Origin of the sequence: Desulfatiglans anilini DSM 4660 (genome assembly GCF_000422285.1) — a bacterium.
Classification (GTDB): Bacteria; Desulfobacterota; DSM-4660; order Desulfatiglandales; family Desulfatiglandaceae; genus Desulfatiglans; species Desulfatiglans anilini.
The window spans coordinates 29,998-44,786 of record NZ_AULM01000009.1 but is presented as its reverse complement, the minus strand read 5'-3'; the positions used below and the strand labels follow the sequence as shown (position 1 = coordinate 44,786).

Sequence of the window (14,789 nt, the reverse complement as noted above, 5' to 3'; positions counted from 1 at the left end):
GATGGTCTGAGATGACGCGACATGCTTCAAGCGGGGCCCTAATCGAGCAACTGAAGACGGTCCTCGCCCATTATCGCGAGTTGGGCTTCGATCCGCCGCCGATCAGGCGCGGCCGGGCGGTTCGAACGTCTCCCCGTGCGCCGGCGATGGCGGTGGAGAAGAAGGAAGTCCCCAGGCTGTTTACCCTCGAGGATCTTCGGCAAGAGATCGGCGACTGCCGCCGGTGCAAGCTCCACCAGGGCCGTAAACACCTTGTTTTCGGGGAAGGCGCCCCCGATGCCTCACTCGTTTTCGTGGGGGAGGGGCCGGGGCGTGACGAAGACCTGACAGGCCGGCCCTTCGTGGGTGCGGCAGGAGAGCTCCTGACCCGTATCATCGCCGCCATGGGGTTGACGCGGGAAGAGGTCTACATCTGCAACATCGTGAAGTGCCGTCCGCCCCGCAATCGCGATCCCGAGAAGGACGAGGTGGAAGCCTGCCTCCCTTTTCTCAAACGGCAGCTCAGGATCCTCAGGCCGAAGGCGATTTGCGTCCTTGGGCGGGTGGCGGGCTGCAGCCTCATTGGCGGTGCCTTCAAGATCAGCATGGACAGGGGCCGCTGGTTCGACTTTGAAGGGATACCGCTCATGCCGACCTACCATCCTGCCTTTTTGCTGCGGAATCAGTCCGCCAAACGGCAGGTGTGGGAGGATGTCCAGAAGATCATGGGGCGCTTGGGCCTGGAGGTGAAACGCAATGGTTGAGGCATGGACGCTGCTGCCGTCGAGGTGGCTGGCCCGGCTCGCGCTCTTCCTGATGATGGTCTTCGGCCTGTGCCCCCAGGCATCGGCGGAAGCCCCGGTCGTGTTCGTCATAGATCTGGAAGGGCCGATCAATCCCGGGACGGCGATGTACGTCGAACGCGGGATTGCAGCCGCCGCCGAGGCCGGGGCCGTTCTGACGGTCGTTCGCATCGATACGCCCGGCGGGCTGGCGACCTCCATGCGTTCGATCATCAAGGCCATCGTCAATTCACGGGTTCCGGTGGCCACTTTTGTCGGCCCGGGCGGGGCCGGGGCGGCATCCGCCGGGGTCATGGTGACCGTCGCAGGGCACGTCGCCGCGATGGCACCGGGAACGAACATCGGGGCGGCCCATCCTGTCGGGGCCGGAGGCCAGGACATCGACGAGACCATGTCGGAAAAGGTGGTCAACGACATGGTGGCTTATGCCCGCGGCATCGCGGAGGGCAACGGCAGAAACGGCGAATGGGTGGAGAAGGCGGTTCGGGAGAGTGTGTCCATCACGGCTGAGGAGGCGCTCGAGTTGAACGTGGTGGATCTGCTGGCCGACAACGTTCCGCAGTTGCTCACAAAGATCGACGGCCGGAAGGTCGGGATGCCGCAGGGCGAGGTGGTGCTCCGCACGGCCGGGGCCGTGCTGCAGCCTTTCGAGCCGGGGATCCGCGACCGGATCCTCAAAACCATCAGCGATCCGAACATCGCATATCTCCTGATGATGATCGGTCTGGCCGGGCTCTATTTCGAACTGGCCCATCCGGGCGCGATCTTCCCCGGGGTCATCGGCGGGATGAGCCTGATCCTGGCGTTTTTCGCCTTTCAGACCCTCCCGGTCAACTATGCGGGGCTCATGCTGATCGCCCTGGCGATCATCCTGTTCGTCATAGAGGTGAAGGTGACGAGCTACGGGCTGCTTTCGATTGGGGGGCTGATCTCGCTGACCCTCGGTTCGGTCATGCTTTTCGAAGACGTTCGGGTGTCCCTGCGTTTTTTGATGCCGACGGTCCTGCTGGTGGGCGGTTTTTTCGTGGTGGTGGCCGGTTTGGCCTTCAGGGCTTACCGGCGCAAACCGATGGGCGGCGAGGAAGGGCTCATCGGCGAAGTGGGGGTGGTCAAGCGTGCCATCGACCCGGAAGGGCTGGTGTTCGTCCACGGTGAATATTGGAATGCGCTGGCTTTGGAGCGCATCGAGGCCGGGGAAAAGGTGGAGGTCGAAAAGGTCGAAGGGCTGACCCTTCGGGTCAGGCGCTGCGCTTCCTGAACCATTGGCAGGAGGGTATCGATGATGTTTTATATTCTGTTTGTAGTGCTGGTCGTCCTTTTTCTTGTGTCGGCCATCAAGATCCTGAGGGAATACGAGCGCGGCGTGATCTTCCGCCTCGGCCGGGTAATCAAGACCAAAGGGCCCGGGCTCATTATCCTGATCCCGGTGATCGATAAGATGGTCAAGGTCAGCCTGCGGCTCGTGACCATGGATGTGCCGGCGCAGGACGTGATCACCCGGGACAACGTGTCGGTCAAGGTCAATGCCGTGGTCTATTTCCGGGTGATGGAGCCTACCAAGGCGACGGTGGAGGTGGAAAACTACCTCTTCGCCACGTCGCAGCTGGCGCAAACCACCCTGAGAAGCGTCTGCGGCCAGGTGGAGCTGGACGAGCTCCTTTCGGAGCGGGACAAGATCAATACGGAGCTGCAGACCATCCTGGACAAGCACACGGATCCCTGGGGCATCAAGGTGGCCACGGTGGAACTGAAGCACATCGACCTGCCGCAGGAGATGCAGAGGGCGATGGCGCGTCAGGCCGAGGCCGAGCGGGAGAGGCGGGCGAAGGTCATCAACGCCGAGGGTGAGTACCAGGCCGCGAATCGCCTGGCGGAGGCTGCCGGCATCATTCAGCAGTATCCCGAGGCGCTTCAGCTCCGCTATCTGCAGACGATCCGGGAGATCTCCTCGGAGAGCAATTCCACGACGTTTTTCCCGTTGCCGATCGACTTGTTCAAGCCCTTCATAAAAAAAGATTAGAATTAAAACCGCATCGTTGTTATGATGCATGATCAGCATTTCGATAAGGAGCAGAAAGAAAGACTATGGACGAAGAGATCAAACAGGACACTCCACAGGCAGAAATGAAGCTCCCCGATAAACCGCTCGACAAGATGACCGCCCCCGAACTCCGGGACCTGGCCATGGAGATCCCCGGTGTCACCGGGGTGCACGCCATGAAGAAGGAAGAACTCCTGGCCGTCATCAAGGAGTATCATGGCATCCAGGAAGAGGAGGCGCCGAAGCGCAAGAAAGGGGTCAAGACGGCCCTGCCGAGTCCCACCGAGTTGAAGGCGAAGATCGCCGGGCTCCGTACCGCCAAGGAAACGGCGCGGGAGGCCAGGGACCGGAAGACGGTGGATATCGTGCGGCGGCGGATCAACCGGCTCAAGAAGATGACGCGCAAGGCCGTGCAAGGCTGATCCTAAGGAGATGAATGGCAGGCGACTCGATCAGAGGATGCCTGCCTTTTCTTTTTGGGGAGGCTGGATCTGATCCACGGTCGGGTGTTGTGACGGCATGGGTTCAGAGGATCGACAGATCGGGAGGCGAAGGGCTGCGGCGGTCGTTCCGGCCGCGGGCGCTGGCGTCCGCATGGGGGCGGCGCGTCCGAAGCAGTATCTGGAACTGGGCGGCCGACCGATCGTGGCCGAGACACTCGACGTGTTCGAGCGGTATCCGCTGGTGGATGCGGTCGTGCTGGTCGTTCCGCCCGATGACGTCGTTTCGTGCCGCAAGGAGATCGTTGAGCGCTTCGGATTTCGGAAGGTGGTGCGCATCGTCCCCGGCGGTGCGACGCGGCAGGAGTCGGTGCGGCTCGGGTTGGAAGCCGTGGTCGCGGAGCCTGAAATCGTTCTGATCCATGACGGCGTGCGGCCTTTCCTAGGCCATGGGCTGCTGGACCGCCTCTTCGATGCGCTCGCACACCATCGGGCGGTGGTGCCCGGGCTTCCGCCGGACGAGACGGTAAAGCAAGTCGGTGCGTCCGGGACTGTCCAGGAGACGCTCGACCGTTCGAAGCTGCGCCTGATCCAGACTCCGCAGCTTTTCCGCTGGGCGGATATCCGCCTGGCGCATGAGCGCGCGCGCGCCGCCGGGTGGACGGACATCACCGACGACGCCATGCTGCTCGAACGTATGGGGATCGCCGTGACCGTTGTCGAAGGCGCGCGTGAGAACATCAAGATCACCTCTCCCTTCGATCTCGAGCGGGCAAGATTCCTTTACGGCACGGGGCGCTCCGGGGGTCGGCCTGCTTAGGCTTCTTCAGGGCGGGACGGTTCCCGAGACCCTGGCGTTTCGCCGGACCGGACCGGGCCTTTTCCTTCATGGTGCACCGCCCTTGCTCGGTCCTCAGCCCTTTTGAAGATTTCAACCCGATCGTTCGGCGGATGAAGGCCGTCTCCGGGAAGGAGCGGAGCGTGTATCGTATCCGGCCGCAGTGGATGACGTTGGGATGCACACAAACGTATTGAAAATCGGGACACGCGGCAGCCGCCTGGCGTTGGCCCAGTCCGAGTGGGTCAAGGGGCGCATCGTGTCGCGTTACCCGGATATCCGTGTCGAGCTGGTGAAGATCACCACCACGGGAGACAGGATCCTCGATTCGCCCCTCAGCCGGATCGGGGGCAAGGGTCTGTTCGTCAAGGAGATCGAAGACGCCCTGCTAGAAGGGAGGATCGATCTGGCGGTGCACAGCATGAAGGATGTCCCGGCCGAGCTCCCGCCGGAGCTTTTCCTGAGCGTTTTCCCGGTGCGCGAAGACCCGCGCGATGCACTGATCGCCGCCGGCTGCAGGGCGCTGGGGGATCTGCCCCGAGGGGCGCGGGTGGGGACGAGCAGCCTCCGCCGAGCGGCTCAGATCCTGAGTCTTCGGCCGGATGTCCGGATCGTGCCGCTGCGCGGCAACGTGGAGACGCGGCTCCGAAAGCGCGACGAAGGATTGTGCGATGCTGTTGTGCTGGCCTCGGCGGGTCTGCGCCGGTTGAGCCTGGACACGCCGTCGGATTGCCTGTTGGCCCCGGACGAGATGCTTTCGGCTGTCGGCCAGGGTGCGCTTGGTTTGGAGGTCCGCCGTTCGGATCAGGCGGTCATGGAATGTCTGGCCTTTTTGAACCATCCCGAGACGGAAACGGCCGTGAGGGCTGAGCGGGCCTTTCTGGAGCGTCTGGAGGGCGGCTGTCAGGTGCCGATCGCCGGCTGGGCGCGGGTGGAAGAATACGGTTTGACCATGGATGGGCTTGTGGCTGAACTGGACGGAAGCCGGCTTATCCGAGACAGGGTCGCCGGCCGCCCTGAACAGGCAGAGACCCTCGGCCGGGAATTGGCTGAGCGGCTGCTCGCAGCGGGGGCCGGCCAGATCCTGGGGAGAATCTACGGTGAGGCCGGGGGGCGATAGGGCCTGCCGGTCACGCTGAAAGGCTGATTGAATGATGTCTGAAAAGGCCGAAGGAAAAGTGTATCTCGTAGGCGCGGGTCCGGGCGACCCGGGTTTGATGACGATCCGCGGCCGCGACTGCCTGGCGCGGGCGGATGTCGTCGTCTATGACTATCTCGCCAACCCCCTTTTTCTCACCTATGCCTCCCCCGGTGCCGAGCGGCTTTACGTCGGGAAAAAGGGCGGCTGCCACACGATGAGCCAGGGGGAGATCAACGCCCTGATCGTTGCCAAGGCGGCTGAGGGGAAGACGGTTGTCCGTCTGAAGGGCGGCGATCCCTTTATCTTCGGACGGGGCGGGGAAGAGGCCGAAGAACTCGTCAGTGCGGGCGTTCCCTTTGAAGTCGTTCCGGGGGTCACCTCGGCGATCGCCGTGCCGGCCTATGCCGGCATTCCTTTGACCCATCGTGACTACACCTCTACGGTCGCCTTCGTGACCGGACACGAGGACCCCACGAAGGAGGGATCGGATATCGCCTGGGACAAACTCGCCCTGGGCGCCGGCACGATTGTTTTTCTGATGGGCGTGGGCCATATCGGCCTGATCGCCTCTCAGCTCACGGCGAACGGGCGACCGCCCGAAACCCCGGTCGCCGTGATTCGAAGGGGCACGCTTCCGGAGCAGAAGACCGTCGTTGGCACCCTTGCAAATATCGCTGGACAGGTGGAGGAACTCAAGCTGAAACCCCCGGCCATCATCGTGGTGGGGGGCGTGGTGAATCTCCGCGGGACACTCGAATGGTATGAAAAAAGGCCGCTCTTCGGGCGCAAGGTCGTCGTTACGCGCGCCAGGGAGCAGGCCAGTGAATTTCTGGCGATCCTCCGTGAACTTGGGGCGGAGTGCATCGAATTCCCGACGATCGAGGTCGTGCCGCCCGAGACATGGGAGCCGTTGGACGCTGCAATCCGTTCGCTCGATGTCTACGATTGGCTGCTCTTCACGTCGGTCAACGGGGTGCGGTTTTTCCTCGAGCGTCTGACCGCTGCGGAAAAGGACGTCAGGGATCTGAAAGGTATCCGGATTGCCGCCATAGGACCTAAGACGGCCCGGACCTGGAAGGACTTCGGCATCGAGCCCGACCTGGTCCCGGATGAATACCGCGCCGAAGCGGTGATCGCCGCTTTCGGGTCCAGAGGGGTCTCGGGGCTGCGCATTCTGCTGCCACGGGCGGAGAAGGCGCGGGAGATCCTGCCTGAGGAACTCCGGAACATGGGCGCGCAGGTCGATCTGGTGCCTGCTTATCGCACCCACAGACCGACGGGTGCCGTCGATCAGGTGCGGGAACTGCTGGAGCGCGACGAGGTGGATCTGGTCACATTCACCAGTTCGTCCACCGTGACCCATTTCCTCGAGATGTTCGACGGCGTCTACGGCGGAGAGCTTCCGCCATGGCTCGGCCGGGTGCGGACGGGGTGCATCGGTCCGATTACGGCCGGAACCGCTCGAAAGAAGGGATTCGGTGTCGACCTGATCCCTGAGCATTACACGATCGAATCGTTTGTCCAGACTATCGTGTCCTACTTTGGCGGGATGCCAAAACGTTGATCTGATAAACGGCGGTTGCGGCCTTTCGCCGGACAAACCAATGGGCCGGGCCGGCTGCTGGCTGCCTGGCATCGCTGCACAACCCAATGATCGATAAGGAGTCTTGCCGTTATGGAACAATTGCCGATCCGGATTTACACGCTCAGCACCTGCAGCCACTGTAAAGCGACCAAGCGGTTTCTGGGGGAGTGCGGTGTGCAGTACGACTTCACGGACGTCGATCTGCTCGAAGGGGAAGAGCGGGCCCAGATCCTCGAAGAGGTGCGCCGGTTCAACCCGAACTGCTCCTTTCCGACGATCATCATCGGAGACAAGGTGATCGTAGGGCACAAGGAGGATGAGATCAAGGCGGCGCTCGGTCTGTAGCTGCCTGGATGAAGGGCCGCCGGGCGGGCAAGCTGTTTTGGCGGTTCGCTCTTTGTTTCGGATCAGGTCTTTTCGCAGGACGCTCGGGTGGGCCTTCAAGATCCGTTTTCCAGTTTGTGGGGTGCACCGGACCGGTTGATATTTTCAGCCGGGCTTCACGGAGGCATCCCGGAAGCATGGCCGGTGGATTCCCTATGAAGGGATGCCGGTGGGGTTTGCGTGGTGGACGGCATACCGGTTCTCGTAAAAACCATTCTCGTTTTTTTCATGGTGCTGGGCCTGAGCAGAGCGCGGCTGAAGCTGAGCTACTGCCTCTTTGCGGGCGCCGTCGTCCTCGGGCTCTGGAACGGCATGGGGCCGATGCCTCTCGCGAAAAGCCTGGCCCTCAATCTCGTCCGGTTCGAGACGGTCAACCTGGTCCTGATCGTGGGTTTGATCCTGGTGATCAGCCGCCTCATGAAAGACAGCGGGCAAATGGAGCGCATCGTCGATCGGTTCGGTGTTCTGACGCGTGACCCGCGGACGGTGGGGGCGGTCATGCCGGCCCTGATCGGACTGCTGCCGATGCCCGGCGGCGCCCTCTTTTCAGCGCCGATGGTGGAGACCGCCTTCTGTGAGGCCTCGCTTTCCCGGGAGAAAAAGACGGTCGTCAACTACTGGTTCCGGCACATGTGGGAATACTGGTGGCCCCTTTATCCCGGGGTGGTACTGGCCGTGGGGCTTTTGCACGTGGAGGTCTGGCGGTTTATGGCCGTCATGTTTCCAATGACGCTCATCACGGCCCTGGCCGGGGTCTTCTTCATCCTTCGCCCCATGGGGATGAAGGCCCCTGAGGGAAAGACGAGCCGGGGCGGCAAGGCTCTTGGGGCGTTCCTCTGGGAGATCATGCCGATTATCGTGGTGGTGGCGGTGATCGCCGTCATGGCGCTGGTTACCCAGCTGCCGAAGCTCTGGGGCGTCGACTGGACGCTTCCCGGAGGGGTGGCGATCCTGCCCGGCCTGGTGGCGGCCCTGATCTGGGTGATCTGGCTGAACCGGATTCCACTGAAAGGAATCTGGTCCGCACTCACGGATAAGGACGTGGTGCCGATGATCCTGCTCGTGGCGGCCATCATGCTCTTCAAAGGGGTGATGACCGACAGCCAGGCGGTTGTCCACATCAGGGACGAACTGGTTTCCTACCGCTTTCCCCTGATCTGGGTCATCCTTCTGATGCCCTTTCTCTCGGGGCTGATCACCGGAATCGCGATCGGGTTCGTGGGGGCTTCTTTTCCGCTGATCATCCCGCTTTTCCCGACCGCTTCCCTCGTTGAATATCTTTCCTATGCCTGCCTGGCTTATTCGTTCGGTTATATGGGGATGATGCTCTCCCCGGTGCACCTGTGTTTCCTGGTGACCAAGGACTACTTCGGGGCCAGCCTGCTCCGGAGTTATCGACCGCTGGTCCTGCCCGTCGGCACCGTGCTGGTGTTTGCGTGGCTTTACTTCACGATACTGACGAAGTGGGTCGCCGGCTCTTAGCCTGTTTTGCTTCCGGAAAAGGTTTTCCTGCCACTTTAGGTGCTCATCTGCGCGTTTGTCTGTGCGGCGGGCCAAAGTCGTCCCCGCACAAACCCTTGCTTTCTTTGATAGGGGCAGACCAGGACTCGCCGCGACGCGGTGGTACTGAGCACGCGAAGCGCGTGAAGAAACCAGGACCCGCCCCGCCGTCATGCGGAAGGGTCATTCCCAATGGCCCGGCAGGCGCGGTCGTTCCCGAACCGCAGACCTGCCGGTTTCCGCTGGCTGTTCAGGCCCTTTACAGCGCGAATTCGTATCCCAGACCGAAGATGTACGTCGTGTCGCTGCGTTCTCTGTCCGGCGCCGGGGCGCTGTCGTAGGTGTAATCCACTTCGAAGTTGGCAAAGAAGCGATCCAGCAGCGGCAGGCGGAATCCTTGTTCGGAGCGGATATAATAGGCTCCGCCGTCTGCGTCGTAGATGTATCCTTCATGCCGATGGAAGAATTTGACCCGGTTTGGCAAGATATCCCAGTCGAAGCCGACGGCCCATCGGCCGGCCGCTCCGCTTTCGTCCTCGGCTTCATAAAAATCCTTATTGATATAAGACGGGCCTGCCTCGACGAACAGCGCCATTTTTTCGGTGTCGAAGATCTGGTAGCCGACGCCGGTGCCGAGGGTGGAGCGCAGCTTCAAATCCTGGAAACGGTCGTTTTCGAGAAGGGTGTTGGCGTAAAGATAGATCTTTTCGGTCATGAAATAGTCGTATTTCATGGTTCCCAACGCATTGCGCTTGTCCTCGACGCCGTCGGTTTCGCCGTAATTGTACTTGCCTGCAATGGTGAAACGCTGCCTGTCCGCGCGGGTCTCGAAACGGGCGGCGGCATTGGACTCCAGGGTGTCCGTATTTCCGGTCGAGCGGCTGGCGCCCAGGGTGATATCCCCGCGGGACTTGATTTTCGGAGATGGATTGATGGCTTTCAGGCTGGTGATGGCCATCGGTTGGGTGGTCGTCACCTGTTCCCCCTCAACCTCTACGGTTTCGTTCTCAGGGCACGTCAGTTTGCCGATCAGGACTTGGTCGTCCTGTAACAACACCGTTACCTTTTCTTCAGCAGTGAGACAGACGATCTCCTTTGCATCGATCTGGATTGTGCCTGCGTAGGAGGTTTCGAGTTGAAGCACGCCCTTTTCCATACTGATCAAGCGTCCGCTCAATTGATCTCCGTTCTTGAGGCGCACCTGATCGGCCGAGGCACCCTCGCAGGACAGTATCCAGAAACCGGCGGCAAGCAATACGATCCATTTTTTACTGGCTTCCAACATAGACGTTTTTCTCCTCCTTAGATGAGATCGTCCGGAAATGGCTTTCCGGTAGAACCGAGTTTCCCATCCGGAAATGAGGATTTTTCTCCACACGCTGCGCGTCCTCAGTCCCACCCCTGCGGGGCGGGTCCCGGTTTCTTCGCACCCTTCGGGAGTTCAGCCCCGCCGCTTCGCGGCTGGTCCTTGCTTGTCTAATATCAACAATATCAATCGGCTACGCCGATCTGCAGGTTGCCGCACAAGCGCGCGCAGACCGACGCGGGATCGGCCTAAAAGACCACTTCCGGAGGGATACGCGTTACGCTGTCAAGGGTGCATCTGCCGGCGAACGCGAGTTCAGCCATCATGCATAAGCCCGGTGCATCTGTAAAGTCTTAATGGCGGGCAAAGTCTGGAAGATCCCGTTGGGACCTCGGAAGGAACGGGTGAAAAACGGAACCGTGGTTTCTCTTTTCAGATCAAAAGGAACCATTTGTTCTTGGGTTGAGCTGACTAAAAGGAGAGAGAGGCTGTACGCATCCCGGCCGTGAAAAATTTCTGTTCCGGGTTTCCTTTTTCGTCCACTGGGCGGATGATTATCGGACAAGAGCTGAGGTCGACTCCTTGCCTTCGGACAAAAGTGAGAGGGGATGGACCCGAATGCAGGGGGCCTCGGCGGGTGGTTGCTGCTCGTCGGAGTGGATCATGTCTGAAACACGGGTATTATTCACCCAGATCTTCGTCATATTTCATGCGAAAATGCTTTTTCTTGTACTTATTGTTCTTTCGGGATTTTGCTTCAGATTCCTTGAACTTGTTTTTTCGGCAGGATGGGCAGCGCCTTGGAGGATCGAATCCCATGCTCAGAAAGTGCTTCTGCTCGTCCACGGAAAAAACAAAAGCATTGTTGCACTGAATACAGATTAGAACCTTGTCTTGCATGATCCTGAAAACTCCGAATTTCCGGGTTGGAAACTGGGTTGTACCGGAAAATCATTTGCGGGTGGACATTCAGTGAGAATAGGTGTGAATTCCCCCGGGAATGAGTTTTGCCACGGCATCACAGGCATCAGGTTATATGAAGCGCTTTGAATTCTTCCTTGTGGATACCGTATTTCGTCATCAGTTTATGCAGTTGCCGTGTTGTAATTCCAGCCGAATCCGCTGAATCTTTGATGCGTCCTCTGTGGCGGGTCAGCAGTTGCCTGATGTAGAACTTTTCGATATCCTCCAAACCCTTTCGCCTGAATTGCGACAATGTCATGGACGTGTCCGTGGCATGGCCGGGGGCCGGCGCCTGCGTCTCGACCATCTCGATCGGGAAACTTTTGGGGCGCAGTTCGGTTTCTGTTTCGAGGATATAGGCCCTCTCGACCAGGTTCTCCAGTTCCCGGATATTTCCGGGCCAGGTGTGGCATTTGAATTTTTCGATGACCAGAGGGTGAACACTGAGGATGTTCTTGGCGTAAAGTCCATTCAGTTTGCGCAGGAAACTGGCGACGAACAGAGGGACATCCTCGAGGCGTTCGCGCAGTGGAGGTATATGGATGGGGAATACATTCAGGCGGTAGAACAGATCCTTCCGAAACTGTCCTTCTTCACACATTTTTTCGAGGTTCGCGTTGGTTGCGGCGACGATCCTCACGTTGGCCTCGAGCACCTCCTCGCCTCCGATACGTTCGAAGGTCCCATCCTGCAGAATCTGAAGGAGTTTAACCTGAGCCGCGGGGGTGATTGTCCCGATTTCGTCGAGGAAAACGGTCCCTCCCCGCGCCAGTTCGAATTTGCCGTGCTTCTTGCGCAGGGCACCTGTAAAGGCCCCTTTTTCGTGTCCGAACAACTCGCTCTCGAGCAGGGAATCCGGTATGGCGCCGCAATGAACGCTGATAAACGGGGCTTCCCTCCGATTGCTCATCTCATGGATAAGCCTGGCAAGGACGCCTTTGCCGGTTCCGGTTTCGCCCACCAGCAGGACCGTGCTTTTCGTAAGGGCGACGGAGTGTATCTTCTCGAAGACCCCTTTCATGACGGGGTTTCGGGTGTCGATGATCGGGGAAAAGGCGGCATGCTCGATGATGTTCCGTTTGACCTCAACCGTTGCGGCATGGTTGGTGGTGCTGAACCTGGCAGCCACCTGGTTGATCTTTTCAGGGGTGATGGGGAGTGTCATGAAATAGTTTGCACCGGCGCCGATGGCCTTCAGATCTTCACTGTTACGCAAGGCGGCCGACAGCACGATGACCACAGGCTGGGGGTCGATTCCGCGGAACGGGGAAAGAGCCTGAGTGTAGTCCACCGATTGGTCCTGCTCCTCCAGGACCCTGAGATCGATAAACAGGTGCGTGTGCCGCCGTTTTCGGAATAATTCCAACGCTGCAGCCTTTCCATGCGCGAAATCGAGCCTGCCTTCCTTGGGCAGGCAAGAGCGCATCTGCCGCCTGAGCGCCGGGTCTTTGGACAGGACGAGATAAGACTGGATGTCACTCATCCTCTAACCTTGATTCAATCATCTAGCTGGTTTCAATCCGGAAATGGTCTTTTTGGCCAATCTCGGCGTCCATCTGCACGTTTGCTTGTGCGGCGACCTGCAGGTTGCCTCCGCGCAAGCGATCGATTTCCTGGATATATTCCCACATCCGGGATCCGCGGGCTCTCGCGCCCTTCGGCAGCGGATATCGACCCTGGATTTGGCCCGGGGCAGGGAGAGACCCGAAACGAGGTCTTCAAGATATCCTTCAAAAACCCGCCGCAGCGGCCATTTCTCGGCAGGAGGCGAGCCGGACATGATCTGTCATAGTGACCATTTTTCCGCAAATGTCAACGAGAAACCAGGATTGCGAGATGGCTATTTTTATCCAATAGTTATAGCTATTTGATGGCAGACATGACAGGGCCCGCCCGATGCGCACCCTGACGGTTCCGAAACGGAGGGACCCTATAGAAGGTTGATTTGCCTCCATCGGGTTCAGGGGGCCGGGAAGGAGGGGTTCATCCGTTCGGGGGGAGGATCTCCGGGTTGCGGGACCGGGTGCCGCCCGGGTTCCGTCCGGCAAAGAATCCAGGATTCCGTTTTTTGGGGGTCGTCGATAAAAATATCCGAATATCCAACTGTTAATTTGTGGCATGTTGCTTGCTATGTGGCCCTGGAGACTGGGGTTATCCAGGCGCTTCGAGACCCCTGGACGCCGTCCATGCAATGGAGAAAGCCGCCGATGATAACAATGCGAGGAAAAGGCCTGATTATTCCCGTTGAATGGGATGAGAAAGGCAACGTGTTGAGGATCGCCATTTCAACTCAAGGCGAAGGGGAATACCATATCGACCCCGATGAAAAGGGTGAGGCGTTGAAGGCGATGATCCGGAAGGAGGTGGATCTGACGGGGGAAGTCCGGATGATCGGCAGGAAGAAGGTTGTAAAGGTGAAGGCATTTCATTTGGTGAAAGACTGGGATGTTCATTGTAAGGACAACTATCTGGATATAGGAGGAATGAAGGCGGAATGAAAAGCGAGATCGTGTTGCCGGAGGAATTCGAGCCTCCCAGTTCCGGGCCGGCCCTGCCCAGCCTGGAAACCGCTGGGCATACCCTTGCGCCGGCTGTTCGTTTGAGGCGTGTACCGGACGCTTCGTCGAAAAGAGTGTTTCATGTACCCAGATTTCCTGAGAACCTCCGCACCAGGAACTTCCGTCAGCGGTTTTTCCCGGATACCACCCCGCACGAGTGGAACGACTGGCGATGGCAGATCCAGCACCGGTATCGCAAGGTCGAGGACCTGGAACCCGTCATCGACCTGATCAAGGAAGAGCGGGCGACCCAGCTCAGGGGTTCCCAGCTGCCGCTCGCCATTACACCCTACTACGCCAGCCTTCTGGATGGGCACGACCCCGGGCAGGGGATCAGACGTTCCGTGGTGCCGCTGAGAGCGGAATGCGTCCGCTCTCCCGGCGAGGCCGAGGACCCGTTGGGGGAGGAATCCGACAGTCCGATAAGGGGGCTGGTGCATCGATACCCGGACCGGGTGCTTTTCCTGGTGACCGATTTTTGTTCTACCTACTGCCGTTATTGCACACGATCGCGTATGGTCGGTCATCGCGATGGCTCCGGACTTCCGCAGTCTCAGTGGGAAGAAGCCATCCGCTACATCGAAAAGACGAAGACGATCCGCGACGTGCTGATCTCCGGCGGTGATCCCCTGACCCTTCCGGATGAGAAACTGGCCTGGCTCCTCAAGCGGCTGCGCCGCATCCGTCATGTGGAATTCCTCCGGATCGGCACCAAGGTCCCGGCCGTCCTCCCGCAACGGATCACCCCCGAATTGGTCCGGATGCTCAAGCGTTTTCATCCCCTGTGGATGAGCATCCATTTTACGCACCCGGCGGAGTTGACCCAGGAAACGGCCTGTGCCTGCGAGCGGCTCGCCAACGCGGGGATTCCCCTTGGCAGTCAGACGGTGCTTCTGAAGGGGATCAACGACCGGGTCGAGACGATGAAAGCCCTTTTCCAGGGGCTTTTACGGTTGCGGGTGCGCCCTTACTACCTGTACCAGTGCGACCCGATCCTTGGTTCGTCCCACTTCAGGACGCCGGTCGAAAAGGGCCTCGAGATCATTGCGGGGCTGCGCGGCCACACCTCGGGATATGCTGTCCCCACCTATGTCATCGATGCCCCCGGCGGAGGGGGAAAGATTCCCCTGCTGCCCGAGACGGTGGTCGGCTGGGAGGATGGGGACCTGGTGCTCAGAAATTACCAGTCGCGTCTATTCCGTTATCCCGGCGGGCCGGGTGACCCTCCTGCCGAACATTCGACGATGTAAG

The 14,789-nt window shown here is 59.8% G+C and carries 15 protein-coding genes; 11 read left to right on the top strand and 4 right to left on the bottom strand.

The features are described from left to right. Nucleotides 1-11 precede the first annotated feature (11 nt). From H567_RS0108865 to H567_RS0108825, 9 genes are all read left to right on the top strand, one after another. Nucleotides 12-743, top strand: a complete 732-nt coding sequence (locus H567_RS0108865; RefSeq protein WP_084517065.1) for a uracil-DNA glycosylase — start codon at nt 12-14, stop codon at nt 741-743. Continuing rightward, on the top strand, nt 736-2,040 hold the full coding sequence (locus tag H567_RS23935) for an NfeD family protein (RefSeq protein WP_051184649.1): 1,305 nt from the start codon (nt 736-738) through the stop codon (nt 2,038-2,040). The genes H567_RS0108865 and H567_RS23935 overlap by 8 nt, the downstream gene beginning before the upstream one ends. Nucleotides 2,041-2,061: 21 nt before the next feature. Beyond that, the gene (locus H567_RS0108855; protein WP_028321129.1) at nt 2,062-2,802 is read left to right on the top strand and encodes a slipin family protein; all 741 of its coding nucleotides are present in this window, start codon (nt 2,062-2,064) and stop codon (nt 2,800-2,802) included. A 65-nt stretch (nt 2,803-2,867) separates the two neighbouring features. Continuing rightward, nucleotides 2,868-3,245, top strand: coding sequence for a hypothetical protein (locus H567_RS0108850; RefSeq protein ID WP_035253833.1), 378 nt, complete (start codon nt 2,868-2,870; stop codon nt 3,243-3,245). A gap of 97 nt (nt 3,246-3,342) precedes the next feature. Further along, nucleotides 3,343-4,083 carry a 2-C-methyl-D-erythritol 4-phosphate cytidylyltransferase gene (gene ispD, locus H567_RS0108845; protein ID WP_051184648.1) on the top strand — a complete coding sequence of 247 codons (741 nt, stop codon included), beginning with the start codon at nt 3,343-3,345 and terminating at the stop codon, nt 4,081-4,083. Nucleotides 4,084-4,279: 196 nt separating this feature from the next. Beyond that, a complete protein-coding gene (gene hemC / locus H567_RS0108840) occupies nt 4,280-5,221 on the top strand; it encodes a hydroxymethylbilane synthase (RefSeq protein ID WP_028321126.1) in 942 nt (313 codons plus the stop codon). A 31-nt stretch (nt 5,222-5,252) separates the two neighbouring features. Beyond that, nucleotides 5,253-6,806, top strand: coding sequence for a uroporphyrinogen-III C-methyltransferase (gene cobA / locus H567_RS0108835; RefSeq protein WP_315861780.1), 1,554 nt, complete (start codon nt 5,253-5,255; stop codon nt 6,804-6,806). 111 nt (nt 6,807-6,917) lie between these two features. Further along, the gene (locus tag H567_RS0108830) at nt 6,918-7,172 is read left to right on the top strand and encodes a glutaredoxin family protein (protein WP_028321124.1); all 255 of its coding nucleotides are present in this window, start codon (nt 6,918-6,920) and stop codon (nt 7,170-7,172) included. A 219-nt stretch (nt 7,173-7,391) separates the two neighbouring features. Continuing rightward, nucleotides 7,392-8,693, top strand: coding sequence for a DUF401 family protein (locus tag H567_RS0108825; RefSeq protein WP_028321123.1), 1,302 nt, complete (start codon nt 7,392-7,394; stop codon nt 8,691-8,693). A gap of 277 nt (nt 8,694-8,970) precedes the next feature. Here the strand turns inward: H567_RS0108825 and H567_RS23930 are convergent, their stop codons facing one another. The 4 genes from H567_RS23930 to H567_RS29830 form a co-directional block, all read right to left on the bottom strand. After that, entirely contained in the window at nt 8,971-9,996 is a 1,026-nt protein-coding gene (locus H567_RS23930) for a DUF481 domain-containing protein (RefSeq protein ID WP_051184647.1), read from the bottom strand. 702 nt (nt 9,997-10,698) lie between these two features. Beyond that, nucleotides 10,699-10,917: a zinc-ribbon domain containing protein gene (locus H567_RS30080; RefSeq protein ID WP_035253831.1), complete on the bottom strand. Its 219-nt coding sequence runs from the start codon at nt 10,915-10,917 to the stop codon at nt 10,699-10,701. A gap of 127 nt (nt 10,918-11,044) precedes the next feature. Continuing rightward, nucleotides 11,045-12,463, bottom strand: coding sequence for a sigma-54 dependent transcriptional regulator (locus H567_RS0108810; protein WP_051184646.1), 1,419 nt, complete (start codon nt 12,461-12,463; stop codon nt 11,045-11,047). A 22-nt stretch (nt 12,464-12,485) separates the two neighbouring features. Beyond that, a complete protein-coding gene (locus tag H567_RS29830) occupies nt 12,486-12,611 on the bottom strand; it encodes a hypothetical protein (protein WP_279614981.1) in 126 nt (41 codons plus the stop codon). Nucleotides 12,612-13,187: 576 nt separating this feature from the next. Between H567_RS29830 and H567_RS0108800 the strand changes: the two genes are divergently transcribed. Both H567_RS0108800 and H567_RS0108795 read left to right on the top strand, forming a co-directional pair. Further along, nucleotides 13,188-13,478 carry a hypothetical protein gene (locus tag H567_RS0108800; protein WP_208598352.1) on the top strand — a complete coding sequence of 97 codons (291 nt, stop codon included), beginning with the start codon at nt 13,188-13,190 and terminating at the stop codon, nt 13,476-13,478. After that, nucleotides 13,475-14,788 (top strand): KamA family radical SAM protein, encoded by a 1,314-nt coding sequence (locus H567_RS0108795; protein WP_028321120.1) that lies wholly within the window; start codon nt 13,475-13,477, stop codon nt 14,786-14,788. The genes H567_RS0108800 and H567_RS0108795 overlap by 4 nt, the downstream gene beginning before the upstream one ends. Nucleotide 14,789 lies beyond the last annotated feature (1 nt).

Bases quoted from the DNA above. Each gene is read 5' to 3' on its own strand.
- H567_RS0108855 (WP_028321129.1), top strand. From the start codon at position 2,062: ATGATGTTTTATATTCTGTTTGTAGTGCTGGTCGTCCTTTTTCTTGTG.
- hemC (WP_028321126.1), top strand. From the start codon at position 4,280: ATGCACACAAACGTATTGAAAATCGGGACACGCGGCAGCCGCCTGGCG.
- H567_RS23930 (WP_051184647.1), bottom strand. From the start codon at position 9,996: ATGTTGGAAGCCAGTAAAAAATGGATCGTATTGCTTGCCGCCGGTTTC.
- H567_RS0108810 (WP_051184646.1), bottom strand. From the start codon at position 12,463: ATGAGTGACATCCAGTCTTATCTCGTCCTGTCCAAAGACCCGGCGCTC.
- H567_RS29830 (WP_279614981.1), bottom strand. From the start codon at position 12,611: ATGTGGGAATATATCCAGGAAATCGATCGCTTGCGCGGAGGCAACCTG.
- H567_RS0108850 (WP_035253833.1), top strand. From the start codon at position 2,868: ATGGACGAAGAGATCAAACAGGACACTCCACAGGCAGAAATGAAGCTC.
- H567_RS0108800 (WP_208598352.1), top strand. From the start codon at position 13,188: ATGATAACAATGCGAGGAAAAGGCCTGATTATTCCCGTTGAATGGGAT.
- H567_RS0108795 (WP_028321120.1), top strand. From the start codon at position 13,475: ATGAAAAGCGAGATCGTGTTGCCGGAGGAATTCGAGCCTCCCAGTTCC.
- H567_RS0108865 (WP_084517065.1), top strand. From the start codon at position 12: ATGACGCGACATGCTTCAAGCGGGGCCCTAATCGAGCAACTGAAGACG.
- H567_RS0108830 (WP_028321124.1), top strand. From the start codon at position 6,918: ATGGAACAATTGCCGATCCGGATTTACACGCTCAGCACCTGCAGCCAC.
- H567_RS30080 (WP_035253831.1), bottom strand. From the start codon at position 10,917: ATGCAAGACAAGGTTCTAATCTGTATTCAGTGCAACAATGCTTTTGTT.
- cobA (WP_315861780.1), top strand. From the start codon at position 5,253: ATGATGTCTGAAAAGGCCGAAGGAAAAGTGTATCTCGTAGGCGCGGGT.
- H567_RS23935 (WP_051184649.1), top strand. From the start codon at position 736: ATGGTTGAGGCATGGACGCTGCTGCCGTCGAGGTGGCTGGCCCGGCTC.
- ispD (WP_051184648.1), top strand. From the start codon at position 3,343: ATGGGTTCAGAGGATCGACAGATCGGGAGGCGAAGGGCTGCGGCGGTC.